Below are 26,180 nucleotides of genomic sequence, written 5' to 3' on the forward strand. Positions count from 1 at the left end.
TTTATTATTTTTACAAAGTAAATTTATTCATTTTCACTCTAAGTTCATTAGTTGAATTCTCTAATTGTAGTACTAGACCACCCATATTCTTAGTTTCAACATATTGATTTTCAATTACAGAACTTATTTTTCCAACAGAATCTGTAAACTCCCCGCAAATAATATTTACTTCTTTAAGTGTATTTATAACGCTAATATTTTCATTATTTAAAACATCAATACTAATGTCAATATTGCCAATTGACGATACTATATCCTCTGTAGATCTTAACGCCTTTTGATAACTTAAAATAGTTTCATTTATAGCATTATCTTGCTCATTAAAAACCCTATTTACCTCACCTATGCTAATTTCAGTCATTGACATATTATTATTTACACTACTAACTATATCTTGTATTTTGCTCATTTGCTCACCAATACCCTCCGATAAGCTTCTAATTTCTCTAGCAACTACACTAAATCCAGCACCATATTTTCCAGCTGTTGCAGCTTCTATTGACGCATTTAAAGATAATATATGAGTTCTTTTAGATATGTTATTTACAACATCTACGATATTTTTGATCTTCATAAAATCTGTATATAATTCCTTGAATGATTTATTTACTCCATTTAGTTTATTTGTACTTTCTTTATTTATATGTTTCAGACTAGTGATTGAACTTATATTTGAATTATTGATAATTTTAATGTTTCCAGCCTTTAAATACATATCTGTAGATCGTTCTTTTATGCTTTGTATCTTTTTAGTTATACCTTCAACAGACCTTACGCTTGAATTTATTACACTAGTTAATTTATTTGTGTCAATAGATACCATTTGAGTATTTTCTGTAATTATCTCCATTCCAGCTACTATGTTATGTTGCGCTGTGCAAGTGACCTTGTTAATGTATAAAAGCTCCTCCGTTACCTTCTCTACGTCATAAACTAAAGATTTAATATTTTGCGTCATAATATTAAAACTTAAGCCTAGTTTACCAATTTCATCATTGCTTTTTATTACGTTCACAACTGCAAGATTTCCATTTGAAATTTCTACTGTATTTTTCACAAGAATATTCATTGGTCTCAGAATTTTCCTTATACATATATAACATAAAGGTACCATTACTATAAGCATTATAAAAGTCATTAACACTATAAGTCTTCCTATTGTATTTGAAGCGCTTTTCATATCATTCTCATTTACTGTGAAAACCACTAAACTTTTAAGCTCAGGTACACTAATATAAAACGCATTAAATGTATCTTTGCCTGTCTTATATGTAAACTCCTTCATATCACTCCTTTCAAAATTATTTTTATCCTTAGTTATGCTAATCAATTCAGTAATATCAAGTTTTTTATTAATAAGATGTTTGTCTGGATGATATATTATGTTTTGAGAACTATCCACTACAAACAAAAATCCATCGTCTAAGAATTTAAACTTATCAAATCTTTGAGAAAAGTAGTCTATGTATACACTTTTCCCAGCTACTCCTATTACCTTATTATTTTCATCCTTAATTGGTTGCACAAATGTAACCACTGGTTTGAAATTTACAACGGACGTATATACTGAACTTACGGAAGGCACGCCCCTCAAGGCATTTTTTGTATAATCATTTTGACTTAAATCACTATTTAAATATTCCTCATCACTATCTACTATAATTATCCCATCTTTATCTGCAATAAATTCATGTTCATCACTCTTGTTACTTTTAGCATATGTATTTAACTTATTTGTCATTTTTTCAATTTCATCTTTATATTTTATTTTAAACTCATCCCGCTCTGTAACATTTTTATGTTTTACAACTCCAATAACATCAGCATTTAATGCATTTTTTTCAACATCACTAGTTTGTAATTTTATTAAATTTATGAAATTTTCATATACCTCATTAGACACTAACTTCATATTTTGTTTATTAGTGCTTACCATTTTATTATAAGTAACCCTATATATAATTGCATTTTCTATAACCATAAAGAAAACTAAGGTTACAGCTACTATTAAAATAATCTTTATAGGAATTGAAATATTTTTAACCCTTGTAACCATATTAGATATTATACTTATAATTCTAGTAGTTAATTTCGTAATTATTGCCTTTTGTTTTTTAAAATTTATATTCATTGGATACAGCTCCTTTAGATAACATTGGATATATTGTCAATTTTATATTACTTGACGTAAGTTAAGTCCATGTTAACTAAATGTTAAAGTTTATAGGGACGGTTAATAACTTTAATATAAGTTATTAACCGTCCCTTATAATTTTTGTTTAACGATACTCTTAAGAAAACATGTCTTTACTCTCCATTTCCTTCTCCTCTAAGAGCTGATTTGTATAAAGGCTATAGTAATACCCCTTTTTCTTTAATAACTCTCTATGGTTGCCTGATTCCGTAATATTTCCATTTCTTATAACAAGAATTTTATCAGCAGATACAATGGTTGAAAGTCTATGAGCAACTACAAAGCTAGTTCTACTTTTTAGAACCTTTTCTATAGCATTTTGTATCATTCTTTCTGTTTCTGTATCTATGGATGATGTAGCCTCATCGAGGACAAATAATGCTGGATCTGCGAGTATTGCTCTAGCGAAGGATATAAGTTGTTTCTCTCCTGTTGACAAGTTTCCTCCACCTTCACCAACCTGCGTATCATATTTCTTATCTAGTTTACTTATAAAACTATGAGCATTTACAAGCTTTGCTGCATTTTCGATTTCGAGTATTGATGCATTAAGTTTACCATATATAATATTATCTCTAATTGTTCCACTAAATAGATGTGGGCTTTGAAGCACATATCCAATATTTGATTGAAGCCATAATAATGATCTTTTTCTATAATCTATACCATCAATTAATATTTCCCCACTAGAAGGTTCATAAAATCTGCAAAGTAAGTTTACTAAGGTGCTTTTACCAGAACCTGTTTCTCCAACTAGCGCTATTGTTTCACCTTTATTAACCTTTAAATTAAAGTTTTTAAACACCTTTTCTCCATTTTTATATGTAAAACTTACATCCTTAAATTCTATATCTCCATGTATTTTTTCCCAATTCTCTCTTTTTGAATGGAATAAATCACCATATTTTTCCATCACATCTTTGCTGTCCCATATATCTGGTTTTGTTTCTATTAAACCTATAATTCTTTCTGCAGATGCTTGTGCATTCTGAAGTTCTGCAATTGTTCCAGCTAAACGATTTATAGGGTCAAAAAACTGAACTGTATAGGCAATAAACATTACAAAAGTACCATAAGATAAATCTCCTGCTATAATTTTTTCCCCACCTATCCATAAAACAAAACCCACACCTAAACTACCCATAGATATAACTATAGGAAGAAATAGAGCAGAAAACACTGCAGCTTTCACCGATGAGTTTCTCATTTTACCTGCATCTAATTTAAACTCTTTTAAGTTTTCTTCTTCACGAACAAGTGTTTTAGTAGTTTTAGCCCCAGATACCTCTTCACTAAAATCCGCAGTTAATCGTGAATTAAATTTTCTAACAACTCTATATGATTTAAGGATTTTCTTTTGAAAATACATTCCTATTAAAAATAGAACCGGTACCACACTCATACATATAAGTGTTAATCCTACATTATTATAAAGCATTACTCCTATGAATCCAGCCATCATAACTAGTGCCCATACCATGTCAATTAGTCCCCATGATATTATTTCACTAAGCTTTGTTACATCCGATGTCATTCTTGCCATAAGCCATCCCACAGAGGATGTATCATAATATGAAAAAGATAACTCTTGAAGCCTTTTAAAACCAATTTTCCTTATATGATAGGCCAAGTGTGTTTCTATTTTGCCTGCATGTATTATAAATAATCTTACATTTAATCCTTGAAAAACAATAACACAAAAATATACCAATGCAAATATGGGAAGCCCATCTATAGTTTTCTTAACTATAAAATTATCGATTGCATACTTCGTCAGTAGCGGCATTACTACGTCGATACCAGCCACTCCAACCATTAGAAGCGCTAAAAAAATAAGTCCATTTTTGAATTCTGACAGATATTTAAAAAGTTTTCTCCATATACCTATATCTATTTTTTGAGTTGATTTGCGTTTATCTATTCTATCCATAATATTACCTGCCTTTTACTCATAACTTACTGGCGCATCGTCCGTAAAATCATCAATATTTGTTTGTATCTCCCATATTCTTTTATAAATACCATCTTTTTTAATAAGCATTTCATGGGTTCCTATGTTTTCAATCTTTCCATGATTTAATACTATTATTTTATCTGCATCCATTACTGTTGAAATTCTGTGAGAAATTATGAATGTAGTACTGTTTTCACTCCTCTTTTTTAGTTTTCCCCTTATGATTCTATCAGTTTCAGAATCCACTGCACTTAATGAATCATCAAATATTAGTATTGGCATATCTTTAACAAGTGTTCTTGCTATTGCTACTCTTTGTCTTTGTCCTCCTGAAAGTGTAACACCTTTCTCTCCAACAACAGTGTCATACCCCTTCTCAAAGGTCGTTATAACATTATGCACAGCGGCTACACTAGCTGCACTATAAATTTCTATATCCTCTGAGTGTATCTTTGCCATTTTAATATTTTCCCTTATACTTCTTGAGTAAAGAAATGGTTCTTGAAGCACTATACCTACCTTACTTCTCATATGTTTTCTTTCAATATCCTTAAGTTCTATTCCATCAATTTTTATAGACCCACTATTATAGTCATAAAGCCTTAATAATAGATGTACAAGTGATGACTTACCTGACCCCGTTGGCCCAACAATCGCAACTGTTTCACCTCTCGCAACCTTGAAAGTTAAATCTTTTAGAATTTCATTACCTTTCTCGTATTCAAAGCACACATTTTCAAAAATTATTTCTCCTTTGATCTCACTCTTAAGAGCTTTTCCATCTTCCCTTTCAACTGGAGTATCGAGGATCTTAGATATCCTCTTAAGTGAAACTGACATTTTACCCATGTCAGTTAGAACTCTACCCAGCTGCCTTACTGGCCACAATAACATTCCCTCATAGGTATTAAATACCACCAAAGTACCTAGACTTATTACTCCATTAACTGCAAAATAAATACCCGAAACCAAAACTAGACCAATTTGAGTCATACAAAGTATATCAGATGATGACCAATAAACTGATTCTAGTTTTACTAATTTGAAATTTAAATCTCTATATTTCTTATTTTCTTTTTCATATTTTTCAATTTCAAAATTCTGTCTTCCAAATGCTTTTACAACCCTAACTCCACTTAAATTTTCTTGAAGAATAGTTGTTAGAACACCCTCTTGTTCATCTGCTTTTTCAAAAGTACTTTTAATTTTATAAAAAAACACATATGAAAATATAAAAATAATTGGTACTATTACCATGGCAATAATCGTCATCTTTTTATTAAGTGACAACATCATTATTATTGCAAATACTACTATAAAAAATGCCCTTCCTATTTCCACCATTTGCGTTGCAAAAAACTTTCTAACTGTTTCCACATCCGAGGTACACCTTTGAATTAGGTCTCCTGATTCTGCTTTCACATGATACTCATATGGCAAATTTTGAATATGATCATAAAGCTTAACCCTCATATTTCTTGCTATATTTTCAGCAGCACGTGCAGAAAAATTTCCACTTAAGAATAAGAAAACCCCTCTTATACATGTTAATGTTACAAGACTTAATGCACAAACCCATAGATTTGTTATAAGTACTTCTTTGCCACCTACTGCCATAATAATCTTTTGCAGAGGTTTTATCACATCCATTGGTTTATTACCTATTACTGAATCTATTGTTATTTTTATAATCAAAGGCTCAAGCATTGCTATAAATGTAGCTACCGCTATGGAAATTATTGCTACGATATATAACATTCTATTACCTTTAGTTAAATTTATTAGTTTCTTCATATGATCTTTCTCCTCGCGACTTTACCCATCAAATGATGATAATACATCAATACTTACTTTCCTAAGTACTTCCTTGTTTCCTCTTCAGTGCTCGTATATGCCACCGTCATTTTACATTTAAACTCATCATCACTCATGCAAAATTTAGGAATCCCAAGTGTCGTTATAACTTCATGTTTAACTTCTGGTGTTATATATGAAAATGTCATATTTAACACATCTTCATCTATTCTATCAAAATTTTCAAATTCTCGTTTTAAATCTTCTATAGTTTTTCTTGATCTACGATGTATTTTTGCTTTTCTCTTAACCTGTTCACCTTCATTTCCACTTCTTAAAGTTCTGAGTGCTTTCAAAAAGCTTTCTTTATCCATGCCCCTAAGCTTTAAAATTACAAAGGGATCTTTATCAAATTCAATTCCAAGCATATAATGAACTGCAGCTATATGCTTGCATGGATTTGCAACATCTGAGCATGAACACTCACTTACTAAATGTATTTGTTTTTTAGGAAAAAGGGTTACCCCTCCTTCTTTAAAAGCTTCCTCTATATTTTCTGGCATTTCTCCATTTAAAAGTTTAGCGCAAAAGATAGCCTTTTGTACCATAACATTCATAATTTTTTTCCACTGATCTTCTGTAAAGGCACTTATTTTTATCTTTACTTTATATGGATCTTCACTGCTACCTTTAACTCTTGCATTTATTTCTCCTATGCAAAAATCTAAACTCAGTACATTGCCCTCTCTTGCGCATTCGCGTCCACTGTCAATTGTCGAACTTGCAGTAAAACTCGAAATTGCATTATTCCACTTTTTAGACCACCAATTACTACCAAATTCATTTCTTATTCTTCCAGTCACAAAGTTACATCTCCTTGCCCATATCTATGCAAATAACAACTATTAAATCATCGCTTTAATTGTTACCTGTGAATTTTATTCTTTATTGTCGTGCTCTAATATAAATAATTCTCGGAGCTCCTTATTGCTCATCTCTGATATCCAATTTTCATTTGTTGACACTACACTTTCAGCAAGTGCCTGTTTTCGCTCTAGCATTTGATCTATTTTCTCCTCAAGAGTTCCCATGCATATAAATTTATGCACATGCACATTTTTAACTTGCCCTATTCTAAAAGCTCTATCCGTTGCCTGGTTTTCTACAGCAGGGTTCCACCATCTATCAAAGTGAAACACATGATTAGCTTTTGTTAGATTTAAACCAAGTCCTCCAGCTTTTAATGATAATATAAATACCATAGGCTCACTCGTGTCATTTTGAAATATATTAATTAATTCTTCTCTTTTCTTTCTGCTCGTTCCTCCGTGTAAAAACAATGTTTTTACTCCTAGTTTCTTCTCAATTTCTGCCTCCAAAATGTGTCCCATTTCTGCAAATTGCGTAAATACCAATGACCTATCCCCTTCTGCAATAACAATTTCTAGCATTTCGAGTAACCTCTCAAGTTTTCCAGATCGACCCTCAATCTCACCATTGTCCTTTAAAAACTGTACGGGATGATTACATATTTGCTTGAACTTTGTTAATGAAGAAATAATAAGACCTCTCCTTTGAATACCCTCAGAGTCATCAATTTTATTTAAACAATCCTTTACTACAGCTTGGTATAAAGTAGCTTGCTCCTTTGTTAAAGATGCATATTCCTTCGTCTCAATTTTTTCTGGTAAATCGCAAATAATATTTGTATCAGTTTTAAGTCTTCTTAATACAAATGGTGAAATTATTTTTTTCAGTTTGTTACTTTTTTTAGGATCTCCATCCCTCTCTATTGGGACTGCAAACTCGCTTCTAAAAGTTGACCAATTGTATAGATATCCTTTATTTAAAAAGTCCATAATAGACCACAAATCTGAGAGTCTATTTTCAACTGGTGTTCCTGTTAATGCAACTTTATATTCCGCTTTAAGGGTTTTTATATACTGAGTTTGTTTTGAAGCACTATTTTTAATGTTTTGTGCTTCATCTAATATAATTCCTGCCCATTCTTCCTTTTGAAATAAATCCCGGTCTCTTACTATTAGCGCATAGGTTGTAATAACAACCTCATTTTTATGTATTTCTTTGCTAAAGTTTTCATAACTCCACCTGCTATTTCCGTGGTGAATTGCAGATTTAAGACCTGGTGCAAACTTTTCAATTTCTCTTTCCCAATTTCCTACAACAGATGTGGGACATATTATTAATGTTGGTTTATCAGTTAACCTCTTTTCCCGCTCATAAAGCATAAGGCATATACTTTGTACTGTTTTTCCAAGCCCCATGTCATCAGCAAGGCAAGCCCCTATACCATGGTTTCTAAGAAACGTTAACCATGAAAAACCTCTTTTTTGATACTCACGAAGAGTACCCCTAAACCCCTTTGGAATATTAACTTGCTCTATATTATTTAAATTAAATAATTTTTCAAAAAAATTTCCAACAGCCTCTTGATTATCCATATTATCAACACTAACTCCAGGAACTATTTCTTCATCACTTAAGTTAAGTCTTAATAATTCTCCCATAGGAATCTTTCCATTAAGCCCCTTATTCATTTTCATCTTAGAAAGTGACTTAATTTGATGTATATCAACCTGTACCCACTGACCCCTTAACTGGATAAATGGCACTTTCAAATTTGATATTTTATCAAATTCTTTCTCACTTATTTCATTTCCATTTAATGCCAACCTCCAATCATATTCAAGAATAGTATCCATATTAAATAGACTCTTTACCGCTAAATTAGTATTAGTAGTGTGGTTTTTATCTTTTAATTTAACAGAAAGCCTTGAAGGTTTTTTCCACCAAGCTGGTGTAATAATACCAAACCCTTTCTCCTTCAAAAAATAAGCTGATTCTCTTAAAAATGAATAGGCTTCCTCCTCAGATAACTTGCATTCTATTGGCACTGAATCGTATAGACTCCTTTCAATAGGGATAAATATCTTTGATGCTACTGCTAAATCCTCAAGTAACCTCTCTTGTGGATTATTAAATTTTTTATTCAAATATGTTATTGTATCAACAGACTCTTCAAAAATCATTTTTGCTGGTAACATTAGGCTAAGATCATCCTTATCTTGAAGCAAATACTCTATTGTCCAATCCTCTTCTCGTCTTGGTGGATTAACCTTAAAACATGTTCGAAATTTAAAGTTATTATTTTTAATCTTTATAGGTTCTATCCATTTCTTATACTCCTTTAGCATTTTTATCTGATCACTTGTGGAAATAGGCATCTCTGGTAATTCTGAGAAAAGAGAATTCATCCAATTACTACTTAAGTTACTCAAACCATCCTCTAAATTGTTAGTCTCATTGTTTATACCAGCGCAACTACTTCTAACCATACTATCAATCATAGAATCCATAAAATTGCTTACCAATTTAGTACCATTTGTGTATACGAATTCTTGATTTTCTAGGTCAAAATATGATTTACAAGTTGCAGGCATATTGCTGCATAAGATCTTTTTCTTATCAATATACTTAGGATCACTTGTATGCCATCTCCACTGAGAATTAACTTTTTTATTTACCCGATCAATAGTTAATGATGGTAAATATTTATGTTTTATTATAAGCTCAGCTGTAAATTTAGCTACTATAATCCAAAATTTTAATTCCCCTGATAACTCAATTTCGTAAAGGTTATTTCTATCTATATTTAAAATCATATCGAATGCATCTAAATTATTAAAAGCAATCCCCCTAATTTCTCTCTTAAGAAGATCCTTAGATTCAAAATCGTATTTATACTTTCCGTGTTTTATGTCTACTGATTGATCTTTAATAATACTTCTAAGTTCAATAACTGAAGACATTTTTTCATATAGTGGAAGTGCATTTTTAGGTTTCCTACCTCTTCTTGTACATTTAGTTTCGCCACTCTCGCCCCACAATATAAATGTATGCATACCTTCTGTAGTTTCTATCCATCCGCCATTTAATATCAAATCTACTTCACCCTCTAATAATGCTGTTAACATTTTTCTACGTACTATACAGTTTACCATATTTAGCTTAAGAATTTCACTTTTATATTCTATTTTATTATTTTAAATTCGACTTTTCATTTAAAAGTAAAGTTATAGCAGTTTTGTTCGAGATATTAAGTACATATAATTTTTATGAAATACTATCTTTATATTTGAAAGTGGGGGAAAATATGAATACTAATAATATACTCTTAGAATCTGGAACTGGCGAGGTTGAAATACTTGAATTTATTATAAACAATAAATTTTATGCAATTAATATTATAAAAGTTAAAGAAGTAATAAATGCAAGCAATTTAACGAAACTCCCTGAATCACATCCTGCCATAGCAGGACTTACACTGTATAGAGATAAAATAATAACCTTAATTGACTTAAGATACGTTTTAGAAAAACAACATAAAAACGAAATTGAATCACCAATCATTCTTTGTGAATTCAACAAAATTGAAGTGGCCTTTAGTATTGATAGTATTGTAGGTGTTCACCGTATTAAGTGGGAACAAATAACAAAACCAGATGATATATCTACTAATTCTCTAGTTATAGGAAATATTGTTTTAAGCAATAAAATAATATTAATGTTAGATTTCGAAAAAATAGTCACCGATATCAGCCCTTCTACTGGAATTAGCGAGGACAGAATCGTTGATATAGACTATAAGGATAGGTCTAACATTAAGCTTGTACTAGCTGATGATTCTCCTTTAATTAGAAAATTATTAAATGATACTCTTATTAAAGCCGGTTTTCTTAACTTAAAAATATTTAATGATGGAAAGCAAGCTTTAGATTATTTATTGGATTTAGTTTCAAAAAAAGGAATTGAATTTATGGAAGATGTCCAAGTTCTTATAACTGACATTGAAATGCCACAAATGGATGGTCATACTTTAACACGTAAAATTAAAGAACATGTTATTCTAAGAAAATTGCCAGTTGTTTTATTCTCCTCACTAATTACAAGTGATTTAAAACATAAAGGGGAAGCAGTCGGTGCAGATGCTCAACTAAGCAAGCCTGAAATAGCTGAACTTGTATCTTGCATTGACGGATTCACTAACAAAACCAGTTAATAAAAAAATATTGTATATGATTATTAAAGCTGTGAATGTCTAATTCACAGCTTTATAACTACATTACTATCTCTGATACTTCATTTTGATAGCTATTCAAGCCCTCTTCAAAACATTCAATAGTCCCTCTATATATTGCTCTATTAAAGTAATCATTGTTATTTAAATTAAAGTCTCTATCAGAGTACCCTATAAGATTTTGTATAATGTATATAAGTTGTTTAGCGTATAAATCCATGTTACCTTTTGGGTTAACCACTGGCCATGCATTACAACTTACAACTGTCCTTTGGTTAATTACTTCGACGCACTTTGGCACAGCACTATATTCAATATCATTTGGGTACATAACAATTTTATCTAAAGTTCCATGTGGTATGCCTTCTACTGCCTTCACTTGGAAAGGAAAAATATCTGTTAAGTATGGGTCTGATGTTAAATCTAAAATTATAGAATGATCCTTTAAATATCCGATTAGTTCATTTGTGACAATATATTTTGTCGCATCATTTCTAGTAGTTGCATCTACTAAAATATCTGTCTTTGTTAATATTTTTATCATCTGTTTTTTATCATCTGTTATATTTCTTGGTAACATATTAACAAGTACACCCTTTGATTTTTTCTTAAGTATTCCTTCACTTTCTTTATTATTACCATATTTCCCTGCCATTCTTGCTGCCGTGAGTCCCACTCGCCCCATACCCATTATGCTCACAATTATAGGTTTTTGCGCACAAATATTTTCGTTTTTATAACTTTTAGCAAGCTCTGTAAATGCAACATTAATTCCATTTCCTGATGTACCGTCATAATCAACAACAATTCTTTCAAGAAAATCATTTCTGATAGAATCCATCGAAACAGCAAATATGCCCCTTTCTTTAAGCTTTTCTACTCTAGTAGCTCTAGTAGGATAATGAAGCATACTTAGCAAAATACTACCTTCTCTCATATAGTCAATTTGCTTAAACTCTGGCGACCTTAAAACTACAACGATATCTTTTTCATAACATTCCTTATTAGATACAAATTGTATTTTATTATTTTCATTTAAATAATCTTCATTTGTATAACCTAATGCTAAGCCATATCCTTCTTCTAGAAATACTTGCACATTTTCTTTTTTAAGAGAACCAATCAATGATGGCAAAAAATCTCTTTTCTCATTTGTTTCTTTATGCATTCTTGGAAAACTTATAGTTTTCAATAAAATCATCCTCCTTATTTTGCGGTCGCGAAAATAACATATATTAATTTTTATTCCCCCGCCTATTCCTCTGTGAAATAAAAAATCATCTGCATGCAACATCATTAAGCTGTTTATTTTTAAATTTTCTTTATAATTGAAAATTAGATATAACAATAAAAGATTATTTTGAAGTGTTTAAACTTTGAGTGTATTTATAGTTGAATTGTCTTATGAATCACTACAACATTACTTCTTACTATATTTTTGACAAGTAACAATTTGAACCGTATAATTAAGTTGTTGCTTACTTACAACTTGATTATACAATGCAAGTTGTAAGTTTGCAATATTATATTAGGAGGTATCGATAATTTATGAAATATTTTTTAGATAAGTATCTTAAAAAAACAAATTTTGATTTTATTTTGACTATAGATTGTGAAGGATACAATTTCGATAAAAATTTAAAAAACAATGTCCTTAACTTAGAATCATTATTAAAATTAAATTCCGAAAACAATATATACACTCTTTTATTTATAACTCCCTACTTCGCTCAAATGTTGAAAGAACTTAATCTAATTGAGAAGATAAAAAATAATTATAAAGTTATATTTGGCCTTCATATTCATCCAAATAATCTACCAGAAGAAATAGAAAAACACTGTACATTTATAAAAAGTGATGAAGATTTATTATCGTACTACTCTTATGACCAGCAAAAACTTATAATAAAATATTGTTATGAATATATTTTAAAATTAGGAATTGAACCAATTCAAGCTTTTCGTGGAGGATATTTTTCTATAGACGATAACACAACAAAGATATTAAATGAATTAACTGACATTAAGTATGAATCCCACAATGTTTACAGACCTGAATATAAAGTGATAAAAAACGAATTAACTCCAATATCTGTTTACGCACAAAATGAAACCGAAGAATTAAGACTTGAATATTTTAATACTAAAAAGCTTTCAGAAATGCTTCAAAAAGGTATCTATGAAAATAAAAAACTATTTGGAATAACTCATAGTTACCTATTAGATCCAAATGATTTTCATTATAAACGCGATAATATAAAGCCAAATATTCATGAAAGAATGAAGATTTTAATAGATATTATAAATAAAAACAGATAAATTTCTACATCAAAAGTAAATAGCAACTTTATTTATTTTTATTAATATTTTCTAAAGGAGCTTGTTAAATCAGACTCTTTTTTGATCCACTTGATACTTTATTGAATTTATACTCAAAGAAAATAAACATAAGTAGTGCATCTACTCCCCATTGAAATGCAGTTATCCACCAAACCGCTGTAATTGAGGAATTTAAAACATTAATAAAATAATATGTTAATGGTAGCCTTATAATCCAACTTGTAAAGCAGCTAATTAAAAATGGGCTCTTTACATCACCTATCCCCTTCAGTGCTCCTGCAAATACTAATGATAAGCCTATAAACGGCTGCTCTGCTGCTCCAATTGCAAGACACTTTCCTGCTAAATAAGCAACTCTCTTCTCTTTATTATTTACAAATAAATTCACCAAAAAATTTGGCATAAATAAGAATATTATTGCAAATATACTCATCATAAACACGGCATAAAATGCGCAGTTAAACGCGGCTTTTTTTGCTTCTCTATAATCTCTTTTCCCGACATTAATACCTACTAGAGTAATAACCGCAATGCCAAAGCCAATACTTGGCATAACTGAGATACCCTCTATCATGTTAGCTATTGCATCAGCTGCAAATGAAACGCTCCCTGATTTAACTATAACAGCAACGCACATAAGCTTACTGATACTAAAAGCTGCTTCTTCCATTGAACATGGAATAGCAAGTACTAGTATTCTTTTAATATCATTAAAACATACAGAAAAAATATAAATTAGTTTAAGTTTAACTTGTGATTTAAACACAGTATAATAAAGACAAAAAACAAATCCACATAAATAAGCAACTGTAGATGCTATAGCTGACCCGTCTATTCCCCTTGTATTAAACACGATACCAAAAACTAATAAATAATTCAAAATAATCTTTATAAAAAGTACAATTAAGGAACATATAAATGGTATGAAAGTATTCCCATATCCTATTAAAATGGAATTTAAAAGCCTCATACTCATGAAAAAAAATAAGCCTACAGAATTTATCTTTATATATGAATATCCTATTTTAAGTATTTCATTCCTAGCCCCAAGTAAATAAAGAAGCTCTTTACCAAAGAAAAAAACTACTATTGTAATAATTAAACAAAACCCAATTCCTAAAATAAATCCTAATGACGCGAATCTCTCAGCATTTTTATATTGCCCAGCACCTACTAGTCTAGAAACTAGTGAAACAATACTTATACAAAATCCTCCGGAAATAAATACTTCTATAAATGCATTTGTTAAATTGTTACTTAACCCTACAGCACTTACTGCTATATTTCCACCATATCTCCCTATCATCATTAAATCAAATATAGACATTAACGTATATACTGTTATCTCCGCAACTACAGGTAGCGAAGTATTGAGTACTTCATTGGTTGTATGCTTATTCACCATACATAAGCTACCTCCTAAAAACTGATTTTCATTATTAAGTATATTAATTAAATCTATTTTAATGAACGATTTTGACCTATTAAATACACCAGAGATATATTTTCCAAGTAAAAATTAAAAATATGGGTACCAGAGATTATAAATCAATTAAAAAATATTTTTATATTTTATTTATCACTAATCCGACTAAAATATTTATAGATTGGATAAGGTATATATACACAGTTAGTTATTATAATATAAAGGATGTTTAATATATGAATACAAATGACTTTTCAAATGTAAAACTAACACAATCATTAGATAAAAATGTTAATATAATAAAAAATATTTTTATTAACGATACAACAGTAGTATATAGAAAGTTATTGCTTGGAAAACCTACTAGCATAAAGTGTATGCTTATATATATTGATGGGATGGCAAATTTGCAATCAATTAATGAAGATATTATAAAACCACTTTTTTTAAGTGATATGTCTAATATTAACAATAGTAACATTGTTGACATTTTAATACAAAAGGTACTTTTAACTGCAGACAACAAAGAAACCTCTTCTGTTGATGATATTGTTAATGGAATAATATATGGAAAAACTGTACTTTTCATAGATGGTTTAATTAAAGTACTTTCTATAAATACTATTGGATGGCAAACAAGAGCAATTTCAGAACCCCAATCAGAAACTATAGTTAGGGGACCGCGTGAAGGCTTTACAGAATCACTGAATTTAAACCTTACACTTATTAGGCGTCGGATTATTAACCCTAACTTAAAATTCGAATTTATGAGAATTGGTAAACAAACTAAGACTCAAATATGTATATGTTATATTGAGGGCATTGCAAATGAACCTATACATAAAGAGCTCATAATGCGGCTTAATAATATTGATATTGATGGTATTTTAGATTCTGGTTATGTAGAAGAAATTATTAAGGATGCACCCTATTCTCCATTTAGGACTATCATTAATACAGAAAGACCTGATGTGGTAGCAGGTAAACTTCTTGAGGGCAGGTTTGCTGTTTTATGCGATGGAAGTCCTGTTGTTTTGACTCTTCCAACTATCTTCGTTGAAGTTTTCCAAAGCAATGAGGACTATTATGACAATTTTTTATTTTCATCATTCGTCAGATTACTACGGTGGTTATGCTTTTTTATTGGTACTAGTATTTCAGCCATATATGTTGCACTTGTCACTTTCCATCAAGAACTTATTCCCACTCCACTTCTTATAAGTATATATTCTGCAAGAAAAGGAGCCCCTTTTCCTTCCCTTGTAGAAACTATGATTATGATGATAACTTTTGAGATACTTAAAGAAGCAGGTCTTAGAATGCCTAAATATATTGGAGGCGCAATTACTATAGTAGGCACCCTGGTGCTTGGTGATGCTGCTGTTAACGCAAGACTAGTGAGCGCCCCGGTAGTAATAATTACTGCTATAACTGGAATTGCAAGTCTTATGTTACCTCAAGTTTTGGGAATAGTTGAAATACGAATAATTTTTTTATTATTATCTTCCTTCCTAGGTTTATATGGTTATATTTTTGGCGTAATGGGTTTAGTCATTCATATGATGTCTATACGTTCCTTTGGTATACCCTATATGAATAACGTACCTTCTTTTTGTAAACAAGATGTAAAAGATACGATAATTAGGGCTCCCTGGTGGAATATGCATTTAAGACCGAAGATGTTTACAAAAAATAAAAAACGTATGAAAAAAAGATGAAAGAGGGCGTTTAAATGAAAAAGAAAATAGTATCCATAATTTTTATTATAATTATATGCCCTATTATATTATGTGGATGCTGGAACTATAGAGAGATAGATACCTTAGCGATAGTAGCTGGTATGGCATTAGATAAAGATATGGTAACGAATAAATACATACTCACAACAGAAGTTATAACCACTCAAGCTCAAGGGGTATCCTCAATCATTAGTTCTCAGATTTTCACGACTGAAGGTGACAGTGTATTTAGTGCAGTTAGAGACGCGATAGAAAAAACTGGTTTAAGGCTTTTTTGGAGTGATTCGAAGGTTGTAATAATAAGTGATTCCATAGCAAGGGAAGGTATAATTCCTGCAATTGATTGGACTAATAGATCCAACTTTGTTAGACCAGATATGTGGCTATTAGTAGCAAAGGGTAATACAGCTTCTGAAATTTTAAAGACTAAGGTTAAGATTAATGAAGTAACTTCCTTTCATCTTGATGATACTATGAATTCCTGGAAAGTTCTTTCTAAATTTACTAATTCAATGGTATGGTCATTTATAGATGGATTATCATCCCCTGGGAAGTCCGAAGCAGTAACTACAGTTGAAAATAAACCTAGTGATGGCACTATTCTCCCCCTTGTAGAAGGTTGTGCTATTTTCAAATCAGATAAGCTTGTAGGATATATAAATGGAAACGAAACTCTCTATATGCTTATAATCAAAAATAAAATAAAACAAGGTTTAATTACCTTAGTAAATGTTTCAGGTTCAAACACCAACGTAACCTTAGAACTAAATGATAATAGAACTAAATTAACCCCCATTTATAACAATGGATCAGTTTCAATGATAATAGATGTTTACCCAACTCTAAGTATTCATGAAATTCAAGGAACTAAAGATTTCATGAAAGAAGAAAACTTAGAAATACTTCAAAGTGAAGCAGAAAAAAATTTGGGGTCTCAGATACAGACTTTAATTAGTAAATTACAAAAGGATTATGATAGCGATGTTTTAGGCTTCGGAGAAAAATTTAATGAAGAAAAACCAAAAGTTAGTAAAGATTTCAAGAAAAATGGGAAAGACATTTTTAAAAATATGAAGACTACAGTCAACGTACATGTACAAATAAAGGGTAGTAATAAAACAATAAAGCCTATCTCTATAGGGCAATAATTAAAGGAGATTTTGGAATGTTTTTACTTGTAATAATTTTTTATCTCATAATAATGTCTCTTGAAATTGTTCCACTATTAAAAGAAAAAAATAATGGTAAAATAATCTTTTATTTTTCTTTGATTATATTTTCAATGACAATCAGTATTCTACTATCTTTAGGGGTTCAGCTACCAAGTCCATCTAATACGATAAAAAATATTGTAGTTTCAATATTTGGTAAAAGCAACTAGTTTTTTTACTATTTGTAATTTCAGCAAGTAGTGTAGGAGGCTTAAATGAAAAACGAAATTATATCTGAGAGACAAGGTATTATACTTATAACACTTTTTATAATTGGAAGTACCTTTTTAATAGGATCTGGAGGTGCTGCAAAACAAGATGCCTGGATTGCAGTAATTATTGCTATTTTCTGTTCTATTATATTATTACTTATGTTTTCTAGAATTTTATCCTTATACCCTGGAAAAGATTTATTTGATATTTTTCAAATTGTTATGGGGAAATTTGCGGGTAAAATTATAAGTATATTAATGATATGGTTTGCTTTTCATCTTGGAGCCTTGGTTCTTAGAAACCTATCTGAGTTCACTAATATTTTAATATTCGCTGATACCCCTGTGGTAATGCCTATGCTATTTTTGACTATGATAATTATATGGTGCTTGAAAGCTGGTATTGAAGTTTTAGGAAGATGGTCTGAGTTCTTCATTTGGATTGTTCTTATAATTTCTTTATTTTTAACTGTATTTTTAATACCAGAAATAAATATAAATAGATTAAAACCAATATTAAACAATGGTATATCGCCGCTTCTAAAGGGTACTTTATCAAGTTTTTGTTTTCCCTTTGGCGAAACAGTAGTTTTTACAATGTTGTTTTCAAATGTGTCTAACATTAAGAGTTACAATAAAACATTTATAGTAGGTTTACTCATAGGTGGAGGAATTATATTTTTAGCAACAATTAGAAATATTTTAGTACTAGGGAGTGAAACCATAGCTAGAATATATTTCCCTACCACCATGGTAGTAAGTCTTATTCACCTAGGTTCTATGCTTCAAAGGCTTGAGATTTTAGTAGTTATTGCATTTTTAATATGTGTTTTTGTTAAAGTAAGTATATGTACTTTGGCAGTTTGCAATGGGATTTCAAAGGTTTTTGGATTTAATGATTATAAATTTATTGCAACCCCCGTAGCTCTTTTGATGTTAAGCTTCTCTTTTATTCTATACAAAAGTACCATGGAAATGTCATTTTGGGCTTTCAATGTATACCCATATTATTCCTTTGTATTTGAAGTTATAATACCTTTAGTTATTTTTATTTCAGCAGAGATTAAAAGCAGAAGTTCATCTACTACGATTGTAACTAAATAATTATTTTACACTAATTCATAAAACGACTAATCTTTTTATTTACTGTTATAATTACAATAAATAATGTGGGAGGTATAAATGAAAAATGAAGCCATTTCTGAAAGACAAGCTACGATACTTATAATACTTTTCATAATTGGAACTTCTTTTTTAAACGGATCTGGTATCCAGGCAAAACAAGATGCCTGGATTGCACTAATTATTGCTATTTCATGGTCTGTTATATTATTACTTATGTTTTGTAGAACCTTATCCCTATATCCAGGGAAGGATTTATTTGATATCCTTCAAATCATTATGGGAAAATGGATAGGTAAACTTATAAGTATACTAATGGTATTGTTTGTTTTTCATGATGGAGCCTTAATCCTTAGAAGCATGTCAGAATTCACCAATATTTTAATATTCAATGATACACCACCCATCGTACCTATGTTTTCTTTTATTATACTAATTATATGGAGTTTAAAAGCAGGTATTGAAGTCTTAGGAAAATGGTCTGAGTTCTTCATTTGGATTGTGTTTATAATATTCTTAACTATCTTTGTATTGTGTCTTTCACAAATGAACATAAGCAGATTAAAACCAATACTAAACAATGGTGTATCACCACTTCTAAAGGGTGCTTTCTCAAGTTTTTCTTATCCATTTGGTGAAACCGTAGTTTTTACAATGGTATTTTCAAATATATCTAAAGTTAAAAGTTTTAAAAAAATTTTTATAGTAGGCTTACTCATAGGTGGAGGGCTTATATTTTTTGCGACATTAGGCGATATTTTAGTATTGGGCAGTAACACCATATCTAGAGTATATTTTCCTACCCCCATGGTAACAACCCTCATTAATCTAGGTGACTTTCTTCAAAGACTTGAACTAACAGTAGTTATTCAATTTATAGTATGTGTATTTGTTAAAATAAACATATGTACTTTTGCAGTTTGCAATGGAATTTCAAAAATTTTTGAATTTGATGATTACAAATTTATTGCAACACCTGTAGCTCTTCTGATGTTAGCCTTCTCTTTTTTTGTTTACAAAAACACCATGGAAATGTCCTCTTGGACTGTAGATATATGGCCATATTATTCTTTTTGCTTTGAAGTCATAATCCCTTTAGTTATTTATATTTTAGCAGAAATTAAAAATAGAAATTCAAAAACCACAAAAGTAATCAAATAATATTCTTTATTATATCCATATATTTATTACATTTTACTATCTATCTATCAGATGATATACTAATACTATAGATTTTTCATCAAAAGGAGGCATAAATTATGTTTGATTCAAATGTTAAAAATGTAAGTGCAAAAGAAGCTTATGATCTTATAAAAGATGACAAAGAATTTGTTATTTTAGATGTGCGAAGTAAAGAAGAATACGAGAGTGGTCACATTCCAGGAGCAAAACTCGTTCCTGTTCAAGATCTTGGGTCAATGATTGATGAACTTGATAAATATAAAGAAAAAAAAGTGCTTGTTTATTGTGAATCTGGCAGAAGAAGCCCAATAGCCGTAGATATTTTGGCAGACAATGGTTTCAAAAATATATATCACCTAAGTCGTGGGATAGCTTCTTGGAAATACGATGTATCTAAATAGTTAAACCATCTCCTGCGTCGTTAAATCATACTTTGGAAGGGCGTGTTACATATATGTTTAAAGAATTTAAGGAATTCGCTCTTAAAGGAAATGTTTTAGATTTGGCATTAGCTGTTGTTATTGGCGGTGCATTTTCTAAAATAGTTACTTCTTTAGTTAATGACCTTATAATGCCTATACTTGGCATAATAATAGGTGGAATTAATTTTACTAGCTTAAAATACGATATACCCTCATCCATATCTGGTGGAGTAGATGTGTCAATTAAATATGGGTTGTTTATTCAATCTGTAATTAACTTTTTAATAATTGCATTTTCACTTTTTATCTTTATAAAAGTTATACAATCTGTTCAAAAGAAAAAGGCAGAAAAAATAATTTTAAAAGGTCCCTCCAATGAAGAAATATTATTACGTGAAATAAGAGACTTATTAAAGCAAAAATAATGGTATAAAAAGTTTCAAGTAAATTTTTGCTTGGAGCTTTTTATACGACTTATTTTCCTTACAAATCAATCTATATAATTAAAATATATACCTATAATGTATGAAAGGGAGCTTTTTATGAAATTTTCTTTATCTAGGAAACAATTATTTTTAATTTTACTTTTACCAATAGGTATTTCACTCACTCAATTGTGTAGAGTATTTCCAAATTTTACAGAAAGATTTTATTCCTTATTTATTTATAAAATAATTGTTACTACTATAAGTTCAATTACAGGCTTTTTTCCCTTTTCTATTGCAGAATGTATAATTATATCTTTTTCAACGTTTGTATTATGGTATATTTCTAAAACAATTTTTAGTTTATTAAGACACAAAACTAAAAGAACAAGGATTCTAAAAAATTTGTTGTTAAATGCACTTGCAACATCAGGACTAATATATTTTTCATTTCAACTTTTGTGGGGTTTTAACTATCAAAGGCTTCCACTAGCCAAAATACTCAAATTAGATGTTCATAATTCAACCACAAATGAACTTGCACATCTGTGCAAAGACCTTATAACTAGTTCAAATACTTTAAGGGAGAAAATAAGCCAAAATAAAAACGGTGTAATGGAACTTTCCAATAACAAAAAAGCCATTTTAGAAACTGCTCACCTAGGATATGATAAGGCCTCATTACAATTCGTAATATTAAAAGGTACTTATGGATCACCTAAGGGCATATTACTCTCACATCCAATGTGTTATACGGGGATTACAGGTTTCTATTTTCCCTTTACAAGTGAAACAAATATCAATATAGCAGAACCTGATTCATATCTACCTTTTACGATATCCCATGAGATGGCTCATCAAATAGGCTTTGCAAAGGAAGATGAAGCAAACTTTATTGCTTATATAGCCTGCATAAATAATCCTGATATAAATTTTAAATATTCTGGTACACTTGCAGCATTAACATATTCACTTAGTTCATTAAAACAATATGATCCTCAAAAATATAAGGAACTGTTTTCATTTTGTAGTAAAGGTGTGCTTAATGATATGATATATAATGAAAATTTTTGGAAAAATCATTCTGGTCGTATTGAAAAAATAAGTGAAAAAATCAATGATACTTATCTTAAATCTGCAAGTCAAAAATCTGGCCTAAAAAGCTATAGTGCAATGGTGGATCTGCTTCTTGCTAATTCCAGAAAAAAATAATTTCTTTAACACCTTGTTTAAAATGAAGCACGGTGTTAAAGAAATTATTATTATTATTATTATTATACGAATAAATTTATCTATTCATTTTTGTTATTATTGTACGATATATTATTTAAATCTTCTTGCTGACATATAATCGCTTCTTGTCATCTGTGATATTTTTACTACATCACCCGTTTGTGGTGCATGTATATATGAACCATTTCCCACATAGATACCAACATGATGAGGGCTTCCTGTTCCAAAGAACACTAAATCTCCTGCTTGTAAATTACCTCTAGACACATATTTACCCTGATCTATCTGGTCATATGTAGTCCTACCCATACCGATTCCAAAATGAGCATATACATATTTAGTAAAACCCGAACAATCAAACGTATTTGGGCCATTAGCACCCCATTGATACGGTGTTCCTAAAAATGTCTTAGCATATTCTATTATTGCATTTGAACTAGTTGATGATGATTGTTGTGGTGCACTTGCTTGCGTGCTAGGTTCAGCTTCCACTTCCCTTACTACATTACCTCTTGATGGAGTAATTTGTTTAACACTCTGAGTATTCATAACAACATCCTGTTTAGATGTTTGTGCTATTTCAACCTTATGTAATTCCTGCTGTTTTTTAGATTCAACAATTAATTTACTTTGTACTCTTTTCTCTGCACTAAGCTTGTCCAATTTATTTTCATTGCTTGCCTTTAATGCTAGAACTTTTACCTTATTAGCATTTAGAGCTTTTTGAGTAACCTCAATAGATTCTTTTTTGTCATTTAATCCTTTAATAATTTTGTTATCATATTCTACAATATTTTTTATATTCTCCACTCTTGAAATAAGATCTCCTACTCCCTTTGAGTCGAGTAATATTTCTACATAGCTACCTGCACCATTCATATACATGGATCTCATTCGCTCATTAAATAGGACTTGTTCCTCTTTTATATTACTTTGTGCAACTAGTATATCTTTTGTATTTTGATCTATTTTCTTTTGAGTACTGCTGATATCATATTTTGCTTTGTCAATTCCAGAGTAGATATTTTCAATATTGAAATCTAGAGTCTCAATAGATATCTCTAATTTCTCTAAATTCTTCTGTGCTAAAGCATATGAATCCTGTTGCTGTGATAATGGCGCAGCTATTGTTGGCATACTTACAGACATAGTTAGGCCAATTGCTATAAGTAATGGTAATATTTTTCTTCTCATCGTTATTCCCCCACATTAATTGTTTAAAATCATCATAAATTTTCATATTATTTCATTAATAATATTATTATAGCATTATATTATGACAACTGCTAATAACAAATTACGCAATCGTAACCGTTGTCAGAGATTAATATATATTAACTCCCATAATCGCCTTCTAATTTGATTTAACGTCATTTTACTAAGATGGTATATTCTTTTTAACTCATTGCTACTTCACTGCGTTATTGAACTAGATATTCCTTTTATCGGAACTACCCTAATTCTCCTTGTCGGTTTCTTTATAAATTCTTTTATAGAATTTTGTTCTATGCTTGATGATCCCACTATAGGACTCACTATTTCTTTTGCATCTGCAGTATTCGAAATTGTACTTTCTTTTTTATTCCCATACAAAATATAAATACTTGCTATAATTGCAAATGTAAAGCAAAAAAAGATCCTAATAGACCTATCGTACATAGATTTATTTATAATTTTAATATTAACTTTTTTAGTAATTACACTTTTGATGATATTAGAATCATTTAAGATTTCTAATTTTACTTTTTCATTCTTTGGTAATATTTTTGAAATAGCTTCTTTTAAATCTTCAACTAAAGCATATCTCTCATCAATATCAATTTTTACACACTTTTGTATTATCTTTTTCAGCTTATTATTAATTTCAGGTCCATAATTTTCATCCAAAAGAGGCTCTATGCCTGTATAGGGAGTCCTCCCTTTCACCATAAAGTATATTAACATTCCAATTCCATATATATCTGTTTGCATGCAACATTTCCCTGAGCCGTATTGCTCTGGAGCTGCATAACCATTAGATCCCGCACATATCATATCTATATCTTGTGACATATCATTCTTATAAACTTTCGAAATACCAAAATCTATTAACACAACTTTTCCACTTTTCATTATCATTATATTAGATGGTTTTATATCTCTATATATGATGACTGGATTTTGATTATGCAAATAGCCTATAATATCACATAAATCTGATACTATCCTACAAACTTTTTCTATTTGTATTATACCGTTTGCCTTAACATATTCCTTTAATGTTTGTCCATCTACGTAGTCCTGAACCATATATAAATTGTTATTCGTGTAAAATGTATCAATTATTTTTCGAATACCTGGATGATTTAAATTTTTCAAAATATTAGCTTCTGTTAAAATATCTATATTTTTTTTATCTTGTATTACTTCTTTTATCGCCCAAAGATTTCCAAGGATTATGTTTTTGCATAAATAAACAACACCCATTCCACCTTTTCCTAGGGTTCTAATTACCTCATATTTTTCTTCTAATATATCTCCACTATTTAACATAATTCACCTCTTGTATATTTGCTATTGCACTTTTACCACAAATTATTTTGTCTTAAAAATAAGATTACAAATACAATGCAATTGTACCAAACTTTCAACGAATTTACTATATCTTATAGATAATATTTCTAAATTTATGACAATATTTTTTTCGTTTTTTAAGTACCATTATGAATATTATGAATATAATAATACTGTAAAACGAATTGAGGAGATGACTAAAGATGGCTTACAGTGCTAGAGAGTTATTGGCTCGAATAATAAAATGTGAGGCTGGTGGGGAGGGCGAAAATGGAATGAAAGCCGTTGCCTCTGTAATTATGAACAGAGTTAATGTAGCCGATGGTGAATATCTTAGAATAGGTCAAGGTGATTTAAGAAAAGTTATTTTTCAAACAGGCCAATTTGATTGTGTATCTTCTGTACTTGGTGGTATGGCTAATCCTCAAACGATTTGGTCAAGTCCACCAGAACAAATTCATTATGATATTGCTGATTGGGCTTTAGCTGGACATAGATTATATACAACCGGTGAATCTTTATGGTATTTTAATCCATTTTTACCTGGTTGTCCATATGAATTTCCATTCAATGGTAGTGGCACCTTTCAAGTTTCCGTTGCTCAGCATTGCTTTTACAATCCAACAGCACGCTATTTCACTACTTAAATAAAATTGAACTTACAATATTTCAAACAATAATATAATTTCTTAAGGAGGATATTTTATGTTTATATCACCACCTAATAATTTCGATCAATCCCCAATGTGGAACACCGATTCATCGTCTTTAGAACCACCAATGACTCCTATGCCAAAATTCGGTATGCATGATGACTCAAGGCAAGGGCCTATGCCCGGAGCTTCTTCTACTAGCCCAACACCACCTGGTACACAAGACTTCGATCTTGCACCTACCTCACCCATAATAAATAATCCACTTTATAATCAAGGCTGGTTGCAATCTCAAATTGGTAAATATGTAAGAGTAGATTTTTTACTTGGAACTAATACATTTCAAGATAGACAAGGACTTTTACAAGAAGTTGGAATTAGTTTTATTGTCCTTAAAGAAAGTAGTACCAATAATTTAATAATGTGTGATATATACTCCATTAAGTTTGTAACTGTATTTGGTAATCAAAATCAAATTCTTAGGTAACATAAATTATAAATATAATTTTATACAAGTATCCATAGTTATAGGTTCTATGTTAAAGCTAAAATATCCATAAACATTTTTTCAAAAAAATAAAAGTACATATTCCTATAAATTTATTTTATGGGAATATATACT

At 30.1% G+C, this 26,180-nt stretch carries 21 protein-coding genes; 12 read left to right on the forward strand and 9 right to left on the reverse strand.

The genetic code is table 11. From position 1 onward, the window contains the following. Nucleotides 1–10: 10 nt before the first annotated feature. The 5 genes from KPL54_RS04350 to KPL54_RS04370 form a co-directional block, all read right to left on the reverse strand. The gene (locus KPL54_RS04350) at nt 11–2,131 is read right to left on the reverse strand and encodes a methyl-accepting chemotaxis protein (protein ID WP_216105124.1); all 2,121 of its coding nucleotides are present in this window, start codon (nt 2,129–2,131) and stop codon (nt 11–13) included. 160 nt (nt 2,132–2,291) lie between these two features. Further along, the gene (locus KPL54_RS04355) at nt 2,292–4,124 is read right to left on the reverse strand and encodes an ABC transporter ATP-binding protein (protein ID WP_216105125.1); all 1,833 of its coding nucleotides are present in this window, start codon (nt 4,122–4,124) and stop codon (nt 2,292–2,294) included. Nucleotides 4,125–4,139: 15 nt separating this feature from the next. Then, entirely contained in the window at nt 4,140–5,942 is a 1,803-nt protein-coding gene (locus KPL54_RS04360) for an ABC transporter ATP-binding protein (RefSeq protein WP_216105126.1), read from the reverse strand. Nucleotides 5,943–5,995: 53 nt separating this feature from the next. Continuing rightward, nucleotides 5,996–6,805 carry an SWIM zinc finger family protein gene (locus tag KPL54_RS04365; protein ID WP_216105127.1) on the reverse strand — a complete coding sequence of 270 codons (810 nt, stop codon included), beginning with the start codon at nt 6,803–6,805 and terminating at the stop codon, nt 5,996–5,998. A gap of 75 nt (nt 6,806–6,880) precedes the next feature. Continuing rightward, nucleotides 6,881–9,937, reverse strand: a complete 3,057-nt coding sequence (locus tag KPL54_RS04370) for a DEAD/DEAH box helicase (RefSeq protein ID WP_216105129.1) — start codon at nt 9,935–9,937, stop codon at nt 6,881–6,883. 179 nt (nt 9,938–10,116) lie between these two features. Between KPL54_RS04370 and KPL54_RS04375 the strand changes: the two genes are divergently transcribed. Continuing rightward, nucleotides 10,117–11,022 (forward strand): chemotaxis protein, encoded by a 906-nt coding sequence (locus tag KPL54_RS04375; protein ID WP_216105130.1) that lies wholly within the window; start codon nt 10,117–10,119, stop codon nt 11,020–11,022. A gap of 58 nt (nt 11,023–11,080) precedes the next feature. On the opposite strand, the gene KPL54_RS04380 is transcribed toward KPL54_RS04375, so the two are convergent. Then, entirely contained in the window at nt 11,081–12,232 is a 1,152-nt protein-coding gene (locus KPL54_RS04380) for an alanine dehydrogenase (protein ID WP_216105131.1), read from the reverse strand. 356 nt (nt 12,233–12,588) lie between these two features. Between KPL54_RS04380 and KPL54_RS04385 the strand changes: the two genes are divergently transcribed. After that, nucleotides 12,589–13,359, forward strand: a complete 771-nt coding sequence (locus KPL54_RS04385; protein ID WP_216105132.1) for a hypothetical protein — start codon at nt 12,589–12,591, stop codon at nt 13,357–13,359. Between the two features lie 64 nt (nt 13,360–13,423). Here the strand turns inward: KPL54_RS04385 and KPL54_RS04390 are convergent, their stop codons facing one another. Further along, on the reverse strand, nt 13,424–14,785 hold the full coding sequence (locus KPL54_RS04390; RefSeq protein ID WP_216105133.1) for an MATE family efflux transporter: 1,362 nt from the start codon (nt 14,783–14,785) through the stop codon (nt 13,424–13,426). A gap of 257 nt (nt 14,786–15,042) precedes the next feature. Between KPL54_RS04390 and KPL54_RS04395 the strand changes: the two genes are divergently transcribed. From KPL54_RS04395 to KPL54_RS04430, 8 genes are all read left to right on the forward strand, one after another. Further along, nucleotides 15,043–16,524, forward strand: coding sequence for a spore germination protein (locus KPL54_RS04395; protein WP_216105134.1), 1,482 nt, complete (start codon nt 15,043–15,045; stop codon nt 16,522–16,524). A gap of 14 nt (nt 16,525–16,538) precedes the next feature. Then, entirely contained in the window at nt 16,539–17,693 is a 1,155-nt protein-coding gene (locus tag KPL54_RS04400; RefSeq protein WP_216105135.1) for a Ger(x)C family spore germination protein, read from the forward strand. Between the two features lie 17 nt (nt 17,694–17,710). Then, nucleotides 17,711–17,926, forward strand: coding sequence for a hypothetical protein (locus tag KPL54_RS04405; protein WP_216105137.1), 216 nt, complete (start codon nt 17,711–17,713; stop codon nt 17,924–17,926). A 45-nt stretch (nt 17,927–17,971) separates the two neighbouring features. Next, nucleotides 17,972–19,072: a GerAB/ArcD/ProY family transporter gene (locus KPL54_RS04410; protein ID WP_216105139.1), complete on the forward strand. Its 1,101-nt coding sequence runs from the start codon at nt 17,972–17,974 to the stop codon at nt 19,070–19,072. 78 nt (nt 19,073–19,150) lie between these two features. Further along, on the forward strand, nt 19,151–20,251 hold the full coding sequence (locus KPL54_RS04415) for a GerAB/ArcD/ProY family transporter (RefSeq protein WP_216105141.1): 1,101 nt from the start codon (nt 19,151–19,153) through the stop codon (nt 20,249–20,251). A gap of 98 nt (nt 20,252–20,349) precedes the next feature. Beyond that, nucleotides 20,350–20,673 carry a rhodanese-like domain-containing protein gene (locus tag KPL54_RS04420; protein ID WP_216105143.1) on the forward strand — a complete coding sequence of 108 codons (324 nt, stop codon included), beginning with the start codon at nt 20,350–20,352 and terminating at the stop codon, nt 20,671–20,673. 53 nt (nt 20,674–20,726) lie between these two features. Further along, complete coding sequence (mscL, locus tag KPL54_RS04425) at nt 20,727–21,119, forward strand: large-conductance mechanosensitive channel protein MscL (protein WP_216105145.1); 393 nt, start codon at nt 20,727–20,729, stop codon at nt 21,117–21,119. A gap of 117 nt (nt 21,120–21,236) precedes the next feature. Further along, nucleotides 21,237–22,331, forward strand: coding sequence for a DUF3810 domain-containing protein (locus KPL54_RS04430; protein ID WP_216105147.1), 1,095 nt, complete (start codon nt 21,237–21,239; stop codon nt 22,329–22,331). Between the two features lie 111 nt (nt 22,332–22,442). Here the strand turns inward: KPL54_RS04430 and KPL54_RS04435 are convergent, their stop codons facing one another. Both KPL54_RS04435 and KPL54_RS04440 read right to left on the reverse strand, forming a co-directional pair. Next, complete coding sequence (locus KPL54_RS04435; protein ID WP_216105149.1) at nt 22,443–23,546, reverse strand: C40 family peptidase; 1,104 nt, start codon at nt 23,544–23,546, stop codon at nt 22,443–22,445. Nucleotides 23,547–23,765: 219 nt separating this feature from the next. Beyond that, nucleotides 23,766–24,884 (reverse strand): serine/threonine-protein kinase, encoded by a 1,119-nt coding sequence (locus KPL54_RS04440; RefSeq protein ID WP_216105151.1) that lies wholly within the window; start codon nt 24,882–24,884, stop codon nt 23,766–23,768. A 224-nt stretch (nt 24,885–25,108) separates the two neighbouring features. On the opposite strand from KPL54_RS04440, the gene KPL54_RS04445 reads away from it, so the two are divergent. Beyond that, complete coding sequence (locus KPL54_RS04445) at nt 25,109–25,552, forward strand: cell wall hydrolase (RefSeq protein ID WP_216105153.1); 444 nt, start codon at nt 25,109–25,111, stop codon at nt 25,550–25,552. A 58-nt stretch (nt 25,553–25,610) separates the two neighbouring features. Further along, entirely contained in the window at nt 25,611–26,045 is a 435-nt protein-coding gene (locus tag KPL54_RS04450) for a hypothetical protein (protein WP_216105155.1), read from the forward strand. Nucleotides 26,046–26,180: the final 135 nt, after the last annotated feature.

Source organism: Clostridium estertheticum (assembly GCF_018861295.1).
Classification (GTDB): domain Bacteria; phylum Bacillota; class Clostridia; order Clostridiales; family Clostridiaceae; genus Clostridium_AD; species Clostridium_AD estertheticum_D.